We start from the raw sequence: 14,321 nt of genomic DNA, 5'->3' as shown, positions 1-14,321 counted from the left end.
GATCCCCCAAATACGAAACCCGATCAACAGGAGACCATCAATGACCTTGGCCAAGAAAATCGTGCTGCTGCTGATGGCGGCTGGAATGCTGGTTGCCGTCTTCCTCGAAAGCGTTCCCGCACAGAGCGAAGAGATGAAGCACGACATGGCCGGCATGGCTACGGGGGCGGAAGGCCCATCGACCGCAGGCTACAAGGCGGCGATGGACAAGATGCACGCCGACATGATGGCCTCCAAATACACCGGCGATGCCGACGTCGATTTCGTCCGCGGCATGATCCCTCACCACCAGGGCGCCATCGACATGGCCAGGGTCGAACTCGCCAACGGCAAGGACCCCGAGATCCGCAAGCTGGCAGAGGCGGTCATCGCGGCGCAGGAAGCCGAGATCAAGCAGATGCAGGACTGGCTCGCCGCCCATCCGGTGAAGTAAGCTTTCGCGGCTCGGCGAGAACGCCTCTGAATTTCTCGTCCGGCCTGTGATGCGATCCCGTCTCAACTGGAGCCTGCCATGCCATCGAGCGTCAGAACCACCACGCTGCCCTGCGGCGAAGTCATCCCCGTTCTCGGCCAGGGCACCTGGAAAATGGGCGAGGATTCGCGCCGTCGCGCGGAGGAGGTGAATGCCCTCAAGCTTGGTCTCGATCTCGGCGTCAAGCTGATCGACACCGCCGAAATGTACGCCAGCGGCGGCGCCGAGGAGGTGGTGGCCGAAGCCATTGCCGGGCAGCGTGCCGAGGTCTTCCTGGTCTCGAAGGTGCTGCCGTCCAACGCCTCGCGCGCCGGTGCGCAGCGCGCCTGCGAAAACAGCCTGAAGCGCCTCGCGACCGACCGTATCGATCTTTATCTGCTGCATTGGCCGGGCAGCGTGCCCCTGGCCGAAACCGTCGAAGCTTTCGAGGCGCTGAAGAAAGCCGGCAAGATCCGCCACTGGGGCGTCAGCAATTTCGACACCGGGGAGATGGAAGAGCTGGTCGGCCTGCCCGACGGCGGCAACGTCCAGACCAACCAGGTGCTCTACAATCTGGTCCGGCGCGGCCTTGAGTTCGATCTGGCGCCCTGGAACCGGAAACGCGGAATTCCTCTTATGGCCTATTCGCCGGTCGAGCAGGGCGCCTTGGCGCGCAATGCCAGTTTAGACGCGGTCGCAGACCGCCACGGTGCGACCGCGGCACAAATCGCACTGGCCTGGGTGATGCACCAGGATGGCGTCATCGCCATTCCCAAGGCCAGCAGCCAGGACCATGTCCGCCAGAATGTCGCGACACTCGACATCGAGCTTACGCGCGAAGACCTCGCCGACCTCGACCGCGCCTTCCCGCCGCCGAGCCGCAAACGCGGGCTGGAGATGATCTGAGCGTTGTCGGTGAAGCTGCCAATCTCCCCCCTCGAGGGGGGAGATTGGCGGTTTCGGCGATACCGCCATGCCAGCAGGTTCAATTTACATCCCCGCCAACCCCTTCAACCGATAAAGCGCTTCCAGCGCTTCCCTCGGCGTCATCTCATCGGGATTGATGTCACTGAGTGCGACGCCCAGCGCATCGCTCTTGACCGGCTTCTGCGCTTCCCGCTTCACCGCCACTGAAAACAGCGGCAGGTCGTCGACCAGCCGGTTGGTCTTGCCCGAAACCTCGCCTTCCTCGAGCTGGTGCAGCACTTCCTTGGCACGGTCCACCACCGCCTCCGGCAGGCCGGCCAGCCGCGCCACCTGGACGCCGTAGGAGCGGTCGGCCGCGCCCTTGCCGACCTCGTGCAGGAAGACGACGTCGTTCTCCCATTCCTTGACCCGCATGGTGACGTTGTGGAGCCGCGCCAGCTTGCCGGCAAGCGAGGTCATTTCGTGGAAATGCGTGGCGAAGATCGCCCGGCAGCGGTTCTTCTCGTGCAGATATTCCACCGCGGCCCAGGCGATCGACAGGCCGTCGAACGTGGCGGTGCCGCGGCCGATCTCGTCGAGGATTACCAGCGCCCGTTCGCCGGCCTGGTTGAGGATCGCCGCCGTCTCGACCATCTCGACCATGAAGGTCGATCGGCCGCGCGCCAGATCGTCCGAGGCGCCGACGCGGGAAAAGAGGCGGTCGACGACGCCGATATGAGCCGATGTCGCCGGCACGAAAGAGCCGGTCTGGGCCAGGATGGCGATCAGCGCGTTCTGCCGCAGGAATGTCGATTTACCGCCCATATTGGGGCCGGTCAGCAGCCAGATCGCGCCGTTCTTGGCGCTGCCCTCCGGCGACAGGTCGCAGTCATTGGCCACGAACGGCCCTTCGCCCGAGCGCCGCAGCGCCTGTTCGACCACGGGATGGCGCCCACCCGAAATCTCGAAGGCAAGGCTGGCATCGACCAGCGGCCGGCACCAGGCCTCGCTTTCCGACAAAAGCGCGAGCGCCGCCGACACGTCCAGCACGGCGAGCGCATCGGCCCCGGCGCGGATCTTCTCCGCTTCGCCGACCGCTTCCGCCGTCAGCGCATCGAAGGCGGCAAGCTCGATGCTCAGCGCCCGGTCGGCGGCATTGGCGATCTTTGTTTCCAGCTCCGCCAGCTCCGTCGTGGTGAAGCGCATGGCGTTGGCCATGGTCTGGCGGTGGATGAAGCGCGCCTTGGCGCCATCGCTGCCGGTCATCACGGCGTGATGGTTGGCGGTCACCTCGATGTAGTAGCCGAGCACATTGTTGTGCCGGATCTTCAGGGACCGAATGCCGGTCTCCTCGATCAGCGAACGCTCCAGCCCGGCGATCACTTTTCGCGACTCGTCGCGCAGCGCCCGCATCTCGTCGAGCTCGGCGTTGTAGCCGCCTCGGATGAAGCCGCCGTCGCGCTTCAGCAGCGGCAGTTCCTCGCCAAGTGCCTGCGTCAGATGCCCGGCAAGCGCGTGCGGCAGCGCCCGGATGGCGGCGAGCGCCGCCGCCAATTCCTGGGGCAGGGCGGTCGCGGCAAAGACCTCCGCGATCGCGCCGGCCGCCTCGAAGCCGGCGCGCAGCGCGCCGAGGTCGCGCGGGCCGCCGCGGTTGAGCGCCAGCCGCGACAACGCGCGCGGCATGTCGGCGACGCTCTTCAGGCTCGCCCGCACGGTCTGGCAAAGCCGCGTCTCGGAACGGAAGAACGACACCGAATCCAGCCGCGCGGCAATTGCCGCCGGATCGGTCAGCGGCGCCATCAGCCGGTCGGCGAGCAGCCTGGCGCCGCCGCCGGTCACCGTGCGGTCGATCGCCTTGAACAATGAGCCTTCACGGCTGCCCGACAGCGTGCGCAGGAGTTCCAGGTTGCCGCGCGTCGCCGGGTCGATGAACAGGGTCGAGCCGGCCTCCTCGCGCTCGGGGCGCGACAGCGGCGGCCGCTCGGCCTTCTGCGTCTTTTCGACATAGGCGATGGCGCCCGAGATCGCCGACAGCTCGGCACGGGAAAACGCACCAAAGCTGTCCGGTGTCGCCACCTCGAAGAAGCGGGCGATGCGCGCGGCCGCCCAGGCCGAATCGAACAGGCTCGGCGGCTGCGGGTTGGCGACGCGGCCGAGCATGTCGAATACCGGTCGCAATTCGGGATCGTGGAACACCGGATCGGCGACGATCAGTTCGCGCGGATCGACGCGGAAGATGTCGGCGAGCAGCCGGTCTGCGGTGGTGTCTGTGACCCGGAAAGCGCCGGTCGAAATGTCGATCCAGGCCAGGGCAAAGCTCCCCTGGTTCCCGGTCGCGCCGCCGCGCTCCCCGCCTCTTGCATCGCTGCTGCCCTTCACCCGTCCCAGCGCCATCAGGAAACTCGATTCCGACGGCGCCAGCAATTTGTCCTCGGTGATGGTGCCAGGCGTCACCAGCCGCACCACATCGCGGCGCACCACCGATTTGGAGCCGCGCTTCTTGGCTTCGGCCGGATCCTCGATCTGCTCGCAGACGGCGACGCGGAAACCCTGCGCGATCAGTTTCTGCAGATAGTCGTCCGCCGCATGCACCGGCACGCCGCACATCGGGATGTCGTGGCCCTGATGCTTGCCGCGCTTGGTCAGCACGATGCCGAGCGCCCGGCTCGCCTTCTCCGCATCCTCGAAGAACAGCTCGTAGAAATCGCCCATCCGGTAGAACAGCAGCGAATCCGGGTTCGCCGCCTTGATCTCGATGAACTGCTCCATCATCGGCGTGACGCCGCCAGCGGCTGCCGGCGTGATCGCCTCGGGAGCGTCCGGTTCGTTTTGAATGTGCATGTTCATGCGCTCACGCTAGCAGATGTGGCGGCGGGGTTTAATGCCGGCCATTGGAAAAGCAGGGGAAGAACGGAGATCAACCACCATTGAACGCCATGCGTCCTTCCGACGCCAGTTCGGTAACGCTTGGCGGTTTACACGCGGCGGCGCGTAGTCTTAATTCGGAATCACACAAGGCACCCGCCTCAAGGAGGTGCCGCATGGCGAGGAAATCAAAAGCATCATGGCAAGGAAAACCGAAAACAGCGGTCCGTCCGTCAGCGCGCAGGAAGCGCTCGAATTCCACGCCATGGGGCGGCCCGGCAAGCTCGAGATCGTCGCCACCAAGCCGATGGCCACGCAGCGCGATTTGAGCCTCGCCTATTCGCCTGGCGTCGCCGTGCCGGTACTGGCCATCGCGGAGGATCCCAGCCGCGCCTTCGACTACACGTCGCGCGGCAACATGGTCGCCGTCATCTCCAACGGCACCGCGATCCTGGGCTTGGGCAATCTCGGCGCGCTGGCCTCCAAGCCGGTCATGGAGGGAAAGGCGGTGCTGTTCAAGCGCTTCGCCGACGTCGATTCCATCGACCTCGAGGTCGACACCGAGGACGCCGACGAGTTCATCAACTGCGTGCGCTTCCTTGGGCCCTCCTTCGGCGGCATCAACCTGGAGGACATCAAGGCGCCGGAATGCTTCATCATCGAGCAGCGGTTGCGCGAGCTGATGGACATCCCGGTCTTCCACGACGACCAGCACGGCACCGCCATCATCTCGGCCGCCGGCCTGATCAACGCGCTGGAGATCACCGGCCGCGACATGAAGACCACCAGGATGGTCTGCAACGGCGCCGGTGCGGCCGGCATCGCCTGTATCGAGCTGATGAAGGCGATGGGCTTTGCGCCCGAAAACATCATCCTGTGCGACACCAAGGGCGTGGTCTTCCAGGGCCGCACCGAAGGCATGAACCAGTGGAAGTCGGCGCATGCGGTCAAGACCGACGCGCGGTCGCTGGCCGAGGCGCTGGACGGCGCCGACGTGTTCCTCGGCCTTTCCGCCAAGGGCGCGCTGACCACCGCCATGGTGCGTTCCATGGCCAAGAACCCGATCATCTTCGCCATGGCCAACCCCGATCCCGAGATCACGCCCGAGGAAGTGGCGGAGATCCGCACCGACGCCATCATGGCGACCGGGCGTTCGGATTATCCCAATCAGGTCAACAACGTGCTCGGCTTCCCCTATATTTTCCGCGGCGCGCTGGATGTGCGGGCCACCACCATCAATGACGACATGAAGATCGCCGCCGCGCGTGCGCTTGCCGACCTGGCACGCAAGGACGTGCCCGACGACGTCGCCGCAGCCTACCAGGGCAACCGGCCGAAATTCGGCCCCAACTACATCATCCCGGTGCCGTTCGATCCGCGCCTGATCTCGGCCATTCCGCTGGCCGTCGCCAGGGCGGCGATGGATTCTGGCGTCGCCCGCAAGCCGATCCTCGATCTCGACCGCTACGCGCAGGAGCTGTCGGCCCGCCGTGATCCGATCGCCTCGACCTTGCAGCGCATTTACGACCGTGTGCGCCGCCAGCCCAAGCGCATCGTCTTCGCCGAGGGCGAGGAGGAGCAGGTGATGCGCGCCGCCGTCTCCTATGTGAACCAGCGGCTCGGCACCGCCATCCTGCTCGGCCGTGACGACGTCATCAAGGAGAACGCCAGGCACGCCGGCATCGACCTCGACAAGCAGGGGCTGGAGATCATCAATGCTCGCCTGTCGCGCCGCAATTCGGTCTATACCGATTATCTCTACGAGCGCATGCAGCGCAAAGGCTTCCTGTTCCGCGACTGCCAGCGCCTGATCAACAACGACCGCAACCATTTCGCCGCCTGCATGGTGGCGCTGGGGGATGCCGACGGCATCGTCACCGGCGTCACCCGCAATTATTCCACCGCGCTCGACGATGTCAGGCGCGTCATCGACGCCAAGCCCGGCCACCGCGTCATCGGCGTGTCGATCGTTTTGGCACGTGGCCGCACCGTGATCGTCGCCGACACCGCCGTGCACGACATGCCGAACGCCGAGCAGATCGCCGATATCGCGGAGGAAGCGGCAGGCTTTGCCCGCCGCATGGGCTATGAGCCGAGGCTCGCCATGCTCGCCTATTCCACCTTCGGCCATCCCCACGGCGAGCGCTCCGAGCGCATCCAGGAAGCCGTGCGCATCCTCGACAAGCGCCGCGTCGATTTCGAGTATGACGGCGAGATGGCCGCCGACGTCGCGCTCAACGCCCGTGCCATGGCGCAATACCCGTTCATGAGGCTGACCGGCCCGGCCAATGTGCTGATCATGCCGGCCTTCCACTCCGCCTCGATCTCCACCAAGATGCTGCAGGAGCTCGGCGGCTCGACGGTCATCGGCCCGCTGCTGGTCGGGCTGAACAAGCCGGTGCAGATCGTCTCGCTGAACGCCAAGGACAGCGATATCGTCAACATGGCGGCGATCGCGGCCTACACGGCGGGGACCTGAGGAAGGTCCGCGCGTCGGATGCGAAAGCTGCGGCGGATCTGCTTAACCCGCGGAAAACACCCGCGCCGCCTCGACGACCTCCTTGACCTGGTCTTGCCGCAGCAGGTCGATGGGAATGCGCTCGTCGAGCAGCGCCGAGGGGCGGGTCAGCCACAGCCATGCCAGCCTCGGATTGCCGATCAACGACAGCACGTCTCGAATGCCCGCCACCGGCCTGCCGTCCACGAACTGCGCCAGCGGGAAGACGTGCTTGCGGCCGCCCTTGCGCAAGGCGACCACCTCGCCCCGCCTTTGCCAGCGGTGCAGGGTCGAGCGGGCAATGCGCAGGTGTTCCTCCAGATAGGTCGAACCGGCGACCCGCCCGGCCCAGTCTTCGATCAGCATTGATTCGAGATCGTCGGACTGGGTGCGCGGAAGCGGGGAGGCGGGGCCGTCGAAACCCGCCGATGGATTTGTGGCGCCCGCGGTGCCGGCTTCGCTGCGGCGCGCGGCTTCCACGGCCAGCGCACGCACGAATTTCGACGCCAGCCCCGGAAGGTCGGCATGAATGGCATCGATGGCGCGCTGATGCGTCGGCGATAGCAAGGTGACGGCTGACGCTATGCTGCCGGCGATCTTGCCAACCGAGACCATGGTGGGTTTGTTGATGGCCTCGTCATAGTGGGCGAGCGCCCGCTCGACCTTCTCCGCGACCATGTCCGCGAAGTCGTCTTGTTTAAGACCGGTTATGTGAAATCTGTTCATGCATCTGTCTTCGGGCCGCGAGCGCTCCTCCCCGACTGCGCCCGTTGCTGAATTTCTAATGTGGAAAGCGGAAATCGCGGCGGCAACAAATCCGGCCGCCGACAGCTTGCTTTCTTGCATCTTGGCACCCCAACTGGTTGAGGGCGCCCAAATGTCAGTCAAAGGGCGCCCAGATTGCGTGTAGGTGCGATGTGTGACAGCCGCGCGACGGTGAAGCTGCCGATCTCCCCCCTCGTGGGGGAGATGCCCGGCAGGGCAGAGGGGCGCGCGAAGGATCGCTAGGTTGCGGTGGTTCCCTTCCGCGTGCCCATACTCTTCGAACTGGCGCCCCGACATGACAGTACGCTCATGCCGTTCATTTCGGGCTTGGCGGCAGTGTAGAACCCTGGATATGCCAGCGGGACAGCGCCCCCCCCCTCTGGCCTGCCGGCCATCTCCCCCACGAGGGGGGAGATCGGCAGCTTCACCGCCCCCCTACAGCAGCCCCGCCAGCTCGGCCTCGCGACGCAGATTCTGCCTTGGCCTCGGCCCGATCTGCTGGATCACCAGGCCGGCCGCCAGTGAGCCGAGATCGCCGCAGGTCTTGAGGTCGCGGCCCTGGGTATAGCCATGCAGGAAACCCGCGGCATAGAGGTCGCCGGCGCCCGTCGTGTCGACCAGCTCCTTGATGGCGGTCGCCTGGATGACGACGGTCTCGTCGCCGCGCGCGATGACGGAGCCTTTTTCCGAACGCGTCACGGCGGCGACCTTGCAGTCCTTGCGGATCTGGGCCAGCGCCTCGTCGAAGGACGAGGTCTGGTAGAGCGACTTGATCTCGTGGCTGTTGGCGAAGACGATGTCCACGGTGCCCGAGCGCATCAGCTCGAGGAACTCGTCGCGGTAGCGGTCGACGCAGAACGAATCCGACAAGGTCATCGACACTTCGCGGCCCGCCGCGTGCGCCAGCTTGGCCGTCTGCCGGATCGCCTCCTTGGCGCGCGGCGGATCCCACAGATAGCCCTCGAAATAGGTAATCTTGGCGCCCGACGCCTTGTCGGCCTCGACATCCTCCGGCCCGAGCTCGACGCAGGCGCCGAGATAGGTGTTCATAGAGCGCTCGCCGTCGGGGGTGACGAAAATCATCGAGCGCGCCGTCGGCGGCTCGCCCTGAAGCGGCTTGGTGTCGAAGGCGACGCCCTGGGCGTGGATGTCGTGGGCATAGATTTCGCCCAAAGCATCGTTGGAAACCTTGCCGAAGAAGGCGGCGCGGCCGCCGAAGGAGGCAACGCCGGCCGCCGTGTTGCCCGCGCTGCCACCGGACGCCTCGATCGCCGGGCCCATGCGGCTGTAGAGTAGCTCGGCGCGGTGCGTGTCGATGAGGTTCATCGCGCCCTTGATGATGCCATTGGTCTCCAGGAATTCCTCTTCGCACTGGGCGATGATGTCGACAATCGCATTGCCGATGCAAAGCACGTCATAGTCCGGCATCAATGTCTCCGCCAAAATCCGCGCCGGCTTCTTGCCATGCCGGCCGGGCGCGGGTCTAGCGATTTGCAACCGGTTTGCCTAGGCCATGTTCATATCGCGTGACGCCCAGGAGCTACGACAATTCGGTCGTGGCCGAAGCATTTCACCGCGGCTTTGCCTAAAAAGGGCCGTTCGATCCCGGCCCGAAGGCGGCAAGCCCATGCCTGAAAGAAACGACATGAACACCGATCTGGCGCTGCTCGCCCTCCTGGCGGTGCTTTGGGGCGCCTCCTACACCTTCATCAAGATCGGCGTCGAGACGATCCCGCCGGTGACGTTCATCGCCGCCCGCACCTTGATCGCGGGCGCGATCCTGTTCGCCATCATCCGCTGGCGCGGGCTCGCCATGCCGGCCGATGCGGCGAGCTGGCGCCGCTTTGCTTTCCAGGCGTGCCTCAACAGCGTCATCCCGTTCACCCTGATCGCCGCCGCCGAGCGCTCGGTGGATGCCGGCCTCGCCACCATCCTCAACGCGACGTCGCCTATCTTCACCTTCCTTCTGACGGCGCTCATCACCCGCCACGAACCGGTGACGCTGCGCAAACTGATCGGCGTCGGCGCCGGCATTGCCGGCATCTGCCTCATCGTGGGCACACAGGCGCTGGGCGGCCTCGGCCATGAACTCTGGGCGCAGCTTGCCATCGTCCTTGCAACGGTCTGCTATGCGGGGGCGGCGATCTTCGGCCGAGGCTTCAAGGGCCTCGACCCGATGCTGCCCGCCGCCGGCTCAATGCTTTGCGGCGCCGTTATCCTGGTGCCGCTCAGCCTCGCCGTCGACCAGCCCTGGACGCTCGCGCCGTCGACGGCGTCGATCCTGGCCTTGCTCGGCCTGTCGGTGTTTTCGACCGCGCTGGCCTTCGTCATCTATTTCCGCCTGATCCACACGCTGGGCTCGGTCGGCACGACCTCGCAGGCCTATCTGCGCGTGCCGATCGGCGTCGGCATCGGCGCCGTTTTCCTTGGCGAAAGCCTGGGTTCGACGGCCTGGCTCGGCATGGCCTTCGTCGTCGCCGGCGTCGCGGCCATGACCATTCCCACCCGCAAGCCGGCGCTCGCACAATAGGCAGACAGGGCAATCGCCTCAGACCAAATGGCTCCGATTGTCGAGGTAGCGCCGCCCCTCATCCGCCTGCCGGCGTTCGTCACTCGAAAAGCCAAGCAGTTGGCTTTTCGTCCGCTTCGCGGACCGCTCCTCCAACTCCCCGTAAGTGACGGGGAGAAGGGCGCTGTCATCACTGATTTCGCCAATCACCACGTTGCGATGGAGGCACCGGGGTTGCCGCCAGCTCCTCTCTCCCCGTTCTACGGGGAGAGATGTCCGGCAGGACAGTGAGGGGCGGCGCCGGCGCTCGCAAGAGGGGTGATGCGGAGAGTTCGAAACCTGAAACGACCGCCTTGACCCACGGCAGGCAATAGAGCTTGTGACCGGCGAACCTGCTGCCTATCCTCCCAGGGGCAATCCGTCGAAGCGAGGAAGCACCGTGATCTCCAGCGCCGCCCGCGCCGCCGCCGGCCAGTTGTTCTCGCCCGAATTGCGCGCCGTCTTCCTCAAGACGTTAGGCCTGACTGTGCTTGCTCTGGTCGGCCTGTGGTTCGGGCTGACCAGCCTCGTCGAGTGGCTGGCGCTGCCATGGCTGCACACACTCTTTCCCGGCCTGCCGTCCTGGGCCGGTTGGCTGGGCGGCATCATCGCGGCCATCGCGCTTGCCTTCGGCATGGCGCTGCTCGTCGCGCCGGTCACGGCTGTCGTCGCCGGGCTGTTCCTCGACGATGTCGCCGAAGTGGTGGAGCGTACCGACTATCCCGGCGATCCGCCCGGCCGCGCCATGCCGGCGCTGCGCTCGCTGGTGTTGGCGATAAAGTTCTTCGGCGTCGTCGTTTTGGGCAACATCGTTGCCCTGCTGCTCCTGCTGGTGCCGGGCATCAACATCGCCGCCTTTTTCATCGTCAACGGCTACCTGCTTGGGCGCGAGTTCTTCGAATTCGCCGCTATGCGCTTCCGTCCGGAAGAAGAGGCCAGGGCCTTGCGCCGGCACCATGCCGGGACGGTCTTTCTCGCCGGCCTGGTGATAGCGGCCTTCCTTGCCGTGCCGGTGCTCAACCTGGCGACGCCGCTCTTCGCCGCAGCCATGATGGTGCATCTGCACAAGGCGATCTCGGCCCGGCCCGATCGGGGGAGCAAGCCGTCCCGTTGATGCGCCAGTCCCTACCGCAGCAGAAAGCCGCGCCCCAGTTCGTCGTCGGGCTCGACGATGAATTCCGCCCGGCCGCAATAGTAGGCGCGGCCGCCGACGCGGGCGATGATCGCTTCATGCGGTCCGGCTTTCGCCGTCCGCGCCACCGCGCCGGAAAAGCGCGAGCCGGCGATGCTCTCGAAAGTGCGTGTCTGGCCTGTTGCGATCTCGCCCTTGGCATGCATCGCCGCCAGCCGGGCGGTGACGCCGGAGCCGGTCGGCGACCGGTCGACCTGCGCCTCGGCGAAGACGCAGACGTTTTTCGTCGGCTCACCCGAAAACGTATCCCGCCCGTCCGTCAAAATGGTGCCGTAGAGAAAGGCGAGGTCGGCATGGTCGGGGTGCGACAGGTGGAATTCCTGCTTCAGCCTTTCGGACAGCGCCGTCGCCGCATCGACGAAATCGCGCACCCGATCGCGGCCGAATTCCAATCCGAACTGGTGACAGTCGGCCAGGGCATAGAAGGCGCCGCCATAGGCGATGTCGAAGCCGATCGCGCCGTAGCCGGGCAGCTCGATCTTGCGGTCGCGTGCGAACAAGAAAGCCGGCACGCTTTCGAACGACACAGCACCTGCCTTGCCGTCGCGCACCTCGACCGAGGCAATCACCATGCCGCAGGGCGCCTCGATGTTGACCATCGTCACCGGTTCCCGCTTGGTCACCAGCCCTTCGTCGACGGCATAGCGGCCGAGCGCGACGATGGCGTGGCCGCACATGGTCGAATAGCCCTCATTGTGCATGAACAGCACGGCAAGGTCGGCGCCCGGCAAATCGGGCTCGACCAGCAGCGCGCCGTACATGTCGTAATGGCCGCGCGGCTCGAACATCAGGATTTTCCGGAGATGATCGAGATGGTCGCGCACATGGGCGCGCTTTTCCAGGATCGTGCCCTTCGGGATATCGGGGTAACCCCCGGTGACGATCCTCAGCGGCTCGCCGCCGGTGTGCATGTCGACGACGGTCAGCGTCATGTGTTCGGCCCGCTTATCCCGATTTGCCAAACAGCGCCTGCAACTTGCCGAAGGGCATGGCGGCGCGGGCGAAGCCGAACGTGCCGTCCTGCTGGATCTCGCGCGCCGCCGTTTCCAGCATGCCATAGGCGAAGTTGGTGAGCCACGGCCCAAGCGAAACGCGCTTTGCCCCGGCCGCGGTCAGATCGGCAATGGTGAAGTCGGGCCTTGCCATGACGTTGACCGGCTTGCTCACGGCCGAGCAGACTGTGCGCACCATCTCGACGTCGCCGATGCCCGGCGCGTAGAGCACGTCGGCGCCCGCCTTCTCGAATGCCTGCAGCCGCTTGATCGTGTCGTCGAGGTCGGACTTGCCCCAGAGGAAGTTCTCCGCCCGCGCGGTGAAGACGAAATCGCGTTTCAGCGCGCGGGCCGCTTCCGCCGCCGCCGCGACGCGCTCCACCGCGTGCGAAAAATCATAGATCGGCTTGTTCGGGTCGCCGGTGTGGTCCTCGATCGAGCAGCCGGCAAGGCCGGCGGCTTCAGCCGCGAAGATGGTTTCGGCGGCCTGCTCGGCGCTGTCGCCCTTGCCGCGTTCGAGGTCGGCCGAAACCGGCAGCTCGGTTGCCGCCGTCACCTCGCGGCAATGATGGATCATCTGGTCGAAGGTCACCGCGCCGTCCGGCAGGCCGCGCGAGAAGGCGAAACCGGCGCTGGTCGTCGCCAGCGCCTTGAAACCGAAGGATCCAAGCAGCTTCGTCGTGCCGACGTCCCAAGGGTTGGGCATGACGAAGGTCGAGGCATGCAGGTCGCGAAAGATCTTGCCCTTGTCCATGGAAGTTCCCCCATCGTGTTGAGTGCGATGGCGGGGATTTTAGCTTGCCCGCCTTGCCCGGGCAAACGAATGCAGTTGGCTCAGAAGCGTTTCGCGTTCTCTGCTGACAATTCGTCCGGCGCGTCCCTGCAACGCCGTCAAAACCGGCGCCGATCAGTGGATCGGCACCAGTCCGGCCAGTGTGCGCATGTCGTCGAACAGGATGCCGCCGGCTCGCATCAAGCCGTCACGGTCGCTGTAGGGATCGCCATGATAGGAAAATACCCGCATGCCGGCGGCGATGCCGGCCTGCGTGCCGGCGACGCTGTCCTCGATGACGATGCAGTCGGCAGGCGCAAAGCCCATCGTCTTGGCCGCATGCAGGAAGAGGTCCGGAAACGGCTTGCCGCGCGCGACCATCGTCGAGGAAAACATCGCATGTTCGAACAGCGGCAGCAGGCCGGTCTGGCCAAGCGTGATGTGCATTTTCGACACCCTGGCCGAGGTGGCGACGCAATAGGCGATGCCGGCCGCGCGGACAGCCTCGACGAACTCCCGGACATAGGGAATCGCCTCGACCCCATGGGCGAACAGGTCCGGCAGCCCTGCATTCCAGCGCTCGACGAAGTCTGCGCCGAGCCTGACGCTGGTCTCTTCTTCGATCTGCTTCTGCACTGAGACCATGCTGCGGCCGGAGAAGTTCTTGCGGCAATATTCAAAGCTGGTGGGATACCCGGCTTCGCTCAGCCATTCGGCGAGACGCCGGTTGGCCAGGTTCTCGGTATCGACCAGAATCCCGTCGCAGTCGAAAATGACAAGTTTCGGTATGTTCATCAGGCCGTGCCGGTCGAGCCGAACCCGCCCGAACCGCGCGCCGTGCCGCCGGCCAGGGCGCGCTCTTCGACGCCCGCCTGCGTCACCGCGGCGAACACCATCTGGGCGATGCGCATGCCGCGCGTCACCGCAAAATCCTCGTCGCCGAGATTGACCAGCAGCACCTTCACCTCGCCGCGATAGTCGCTGTCGATCGTGCCCGGCGTGTTGAGGACGGTCAGCCCGTGTTTGAAGGCAAGGCCGGAGCGCGGCCGCACCTGGCCTTCCATGCCTTCAGGAATTTCCAGGATCAGTCCGGTCGGCACCAGCGCACGTTTTCCCGGCAGGATCAGCAGCGGCCGATCGTCGGGCACCGCCGCGCGCAGGTCCATGCCGGCGGCGCCGGGGCTTTCATAGGCAGGGAGGGGGAGTCCTTCCGCATGCGGTAACCTTACGAAGCCGACGGTCGGACCGATGACGGAGGAATTTTGGATGGCTGCGCGCATAAAATCGATCCTATCGGCGCGATTGCCGATTCGGTCAATTCGCCCGCGACCCT

At 65.6% G+C, this 14,321-nt stretch carries 12 protein-coding genes; 5 read left to right on the top strand and 7 right to left on the bottom strand.

Features of this window, described 5'->3' with window-relative positions:
- Nucleotides 1-40: 40 nt before the first annotated feature.
- A complete protein-coding gene (locus FJ959_RS10485) occupies nucleotides 41-433 on the top strand; it encodes a DUF305 domain-containing protein (RefSeq protein ID WP_140512966.1) in 393 nt (130 codons plus the stop codon).
- A gap of 78 nt (nucleotides 434-511) precedes the next feature.
- Nucleotides 512-1,357, top strand: coding sequence for an aldo/keto reductase (locus FJ959_RS10480; protein WP_140630060.1), 846 nt, complete (start codon nucleotides 512-514; stop codon nucleotides 1,355-1,357).
- Between the two features lie 84 nt (nucleotides 1,358-1,441).
- On the opposite strand, the gene mutS is transcribed toward FJ959_RS10480, so the two are convergent.
- Nucleotides 1,442-4,204 (bottom strand): DNA mismatch repair protein MutS, encoded by a 2,763-nt coding sequence (gene mutS, locus FJ959_RS10475; RefSeq protein WP_140630057.1) that lies wholly within the window; start codon nucleotides 4,202-4,204, stop codon nucleotides 1,442-1,444.
- A 217-nt stretch (nucleotides 4,205-4,421) separates the two neighbouring features.
- Between mutS and FJ959_RS10470 the strand changes: the two genes are divergently transcribed.
- Nucleotides 4,422-6,701, top strand: coding sequence for an NADP-dependent malic enzyme (locus FJ959_RS10470; RefSeq protein ID WP_140497115.1), 2,280 nt, complete (start codon nucleotides 4,422-4,424; stop codon nucleotides 6,699-6,701).
- Between the two features lie 42 nt (nucleotides 6,702-6,743).
- On the opposite strand, the gene FJ959_RS10465 is transcribed toward FJ959_RS10470, so the two are convergent.
- The gene (locus FJ959_RS10465; protein WP_140630055.1) at nucleotides 6,744-7,445 is read right to left on the bottom strand and encodes a hypothetical protein; all 702 of its coding nucleotides are present in this window, start codon (nucleotides 7,443-7,445) and stop codon (nucleotides 6,744-6,746) included.
- Between the two features lie 474 nt (nucleotides 7,446-7,919).
- Complete coding sequence (locus tag FJ959_RS10460; protein WP_140512976.1) at nucleotides 7,920-8,912, bottom strand: adenosine kinase; 993 nt, start codon at nucleotides 8,910-8,912, stop codon at nucleotides 7,920-7,922.
- Nucleotides 8,913-9,111: 199 nt separating this feature from the next.
- On the opposite strand from FJ959_RS10460, the gene FJ959_RS10455 reads away from it, so the two are divergent.
- Both FJ959_RS10455 and FJ959_RS10450 read left to right on the top strand, forming a co-directional pair.
- On the top strand, nucleotides 9,112-10,014 hold the full coding sequence (locus FJ959_RS10455; RefSeq protein ID WP_140630052.1) for an EamA family transporter: 903 nt from the start codon (nucleotides 9,112-9,114) through the stop codon (nucleotides 10,012-10,014).
- 418 nt (nucleotides 10,015-10,432) lie between these two features.
- Nucleotides 10,433-11,146, top strand: a complete 714-nt coding sequence (locus tag FJ959_RS10450) for a sulfate transporter family protein (protein WP_140497105.1) — start codon at nucleotides 10,433-10,435, stop codon at nucleotides 11,144-11,146.
- An 11-nt stretch (nucleotides 11,147-11,157) separates the two neighbouring features.
- Here FJ959_RS10450 and FJ959_RS10445 read toward each other — a convergent pair whose 3' ends face one another.
- From FJ959_RS10445 to dut, 4 genes are all read right to left on the bottom strand, one after another.
- Complete coding sequence (locus tag FJ959_RS10445; RefSeq protein ID WP_140630050.1) at nucleotides 11,158-12,156, bottom strand: proline racemase family protein; 999 nt, start codon at nucleotides 12,154-12,156, stop codon at nucleotides 11,158-11,160.
- A gap of 13 nt (nucleotides 12,157-12,169) precedes the next feature.
- Nucleotides 12,170-12,970, bottom strand: a complete 801-nt coding sequence (locus FJ959_RS10440) for an oxaloacetate decarboxylase (protein ID WP_140523629.1) — start codon at nucleotides 12,968-12,970, stop codon at nucleotides 12,170-12,172.
- 153 nt (nucleotides 12,971-13,123) lie between these two features.
- Complete coding sequence (locus FJ959_RS10435; RefSeq protein WP_181167621.1) at nucleotides 13,124-13,783, bottom strand: HAD family phosphatase; 660 nt, start codon at nucleotides 13,781-13,783, stop codon at nucleotides 13,124-13,126.
- On the bottom strand, nucleotides 13,783-14,268 hold the full coding sequence (dut, locus tag FJ959_RS10430; protein WP_140559736.1) for a dUTP diphosphatase: 486 nt from the start codon (nucleotides 14,266-14,268) through the stop codon (nucleotides 13,783-13,785). The genes FJ959_RS10435 and dut overlap by 1 nt, the downstream gene beginning before the upstream one ends.
- Nucleotides 14,269-14,321 lie beyond the last annotated feature (53 nt).

Source organism: Mesorhizobium sp. B2-2-4 (genome assembly GCF_006442375.1).
Lineage (GTDB): Bacteria > Pseudomonadota > Alphaproteobacteria > Rhizobiales > Rhizobiaceae > Mesorhizobium.
Note: the sequence above shows the minus strand (reverse complement) of the source record. Positions and strands in the feature narration are given on the sequence as shown.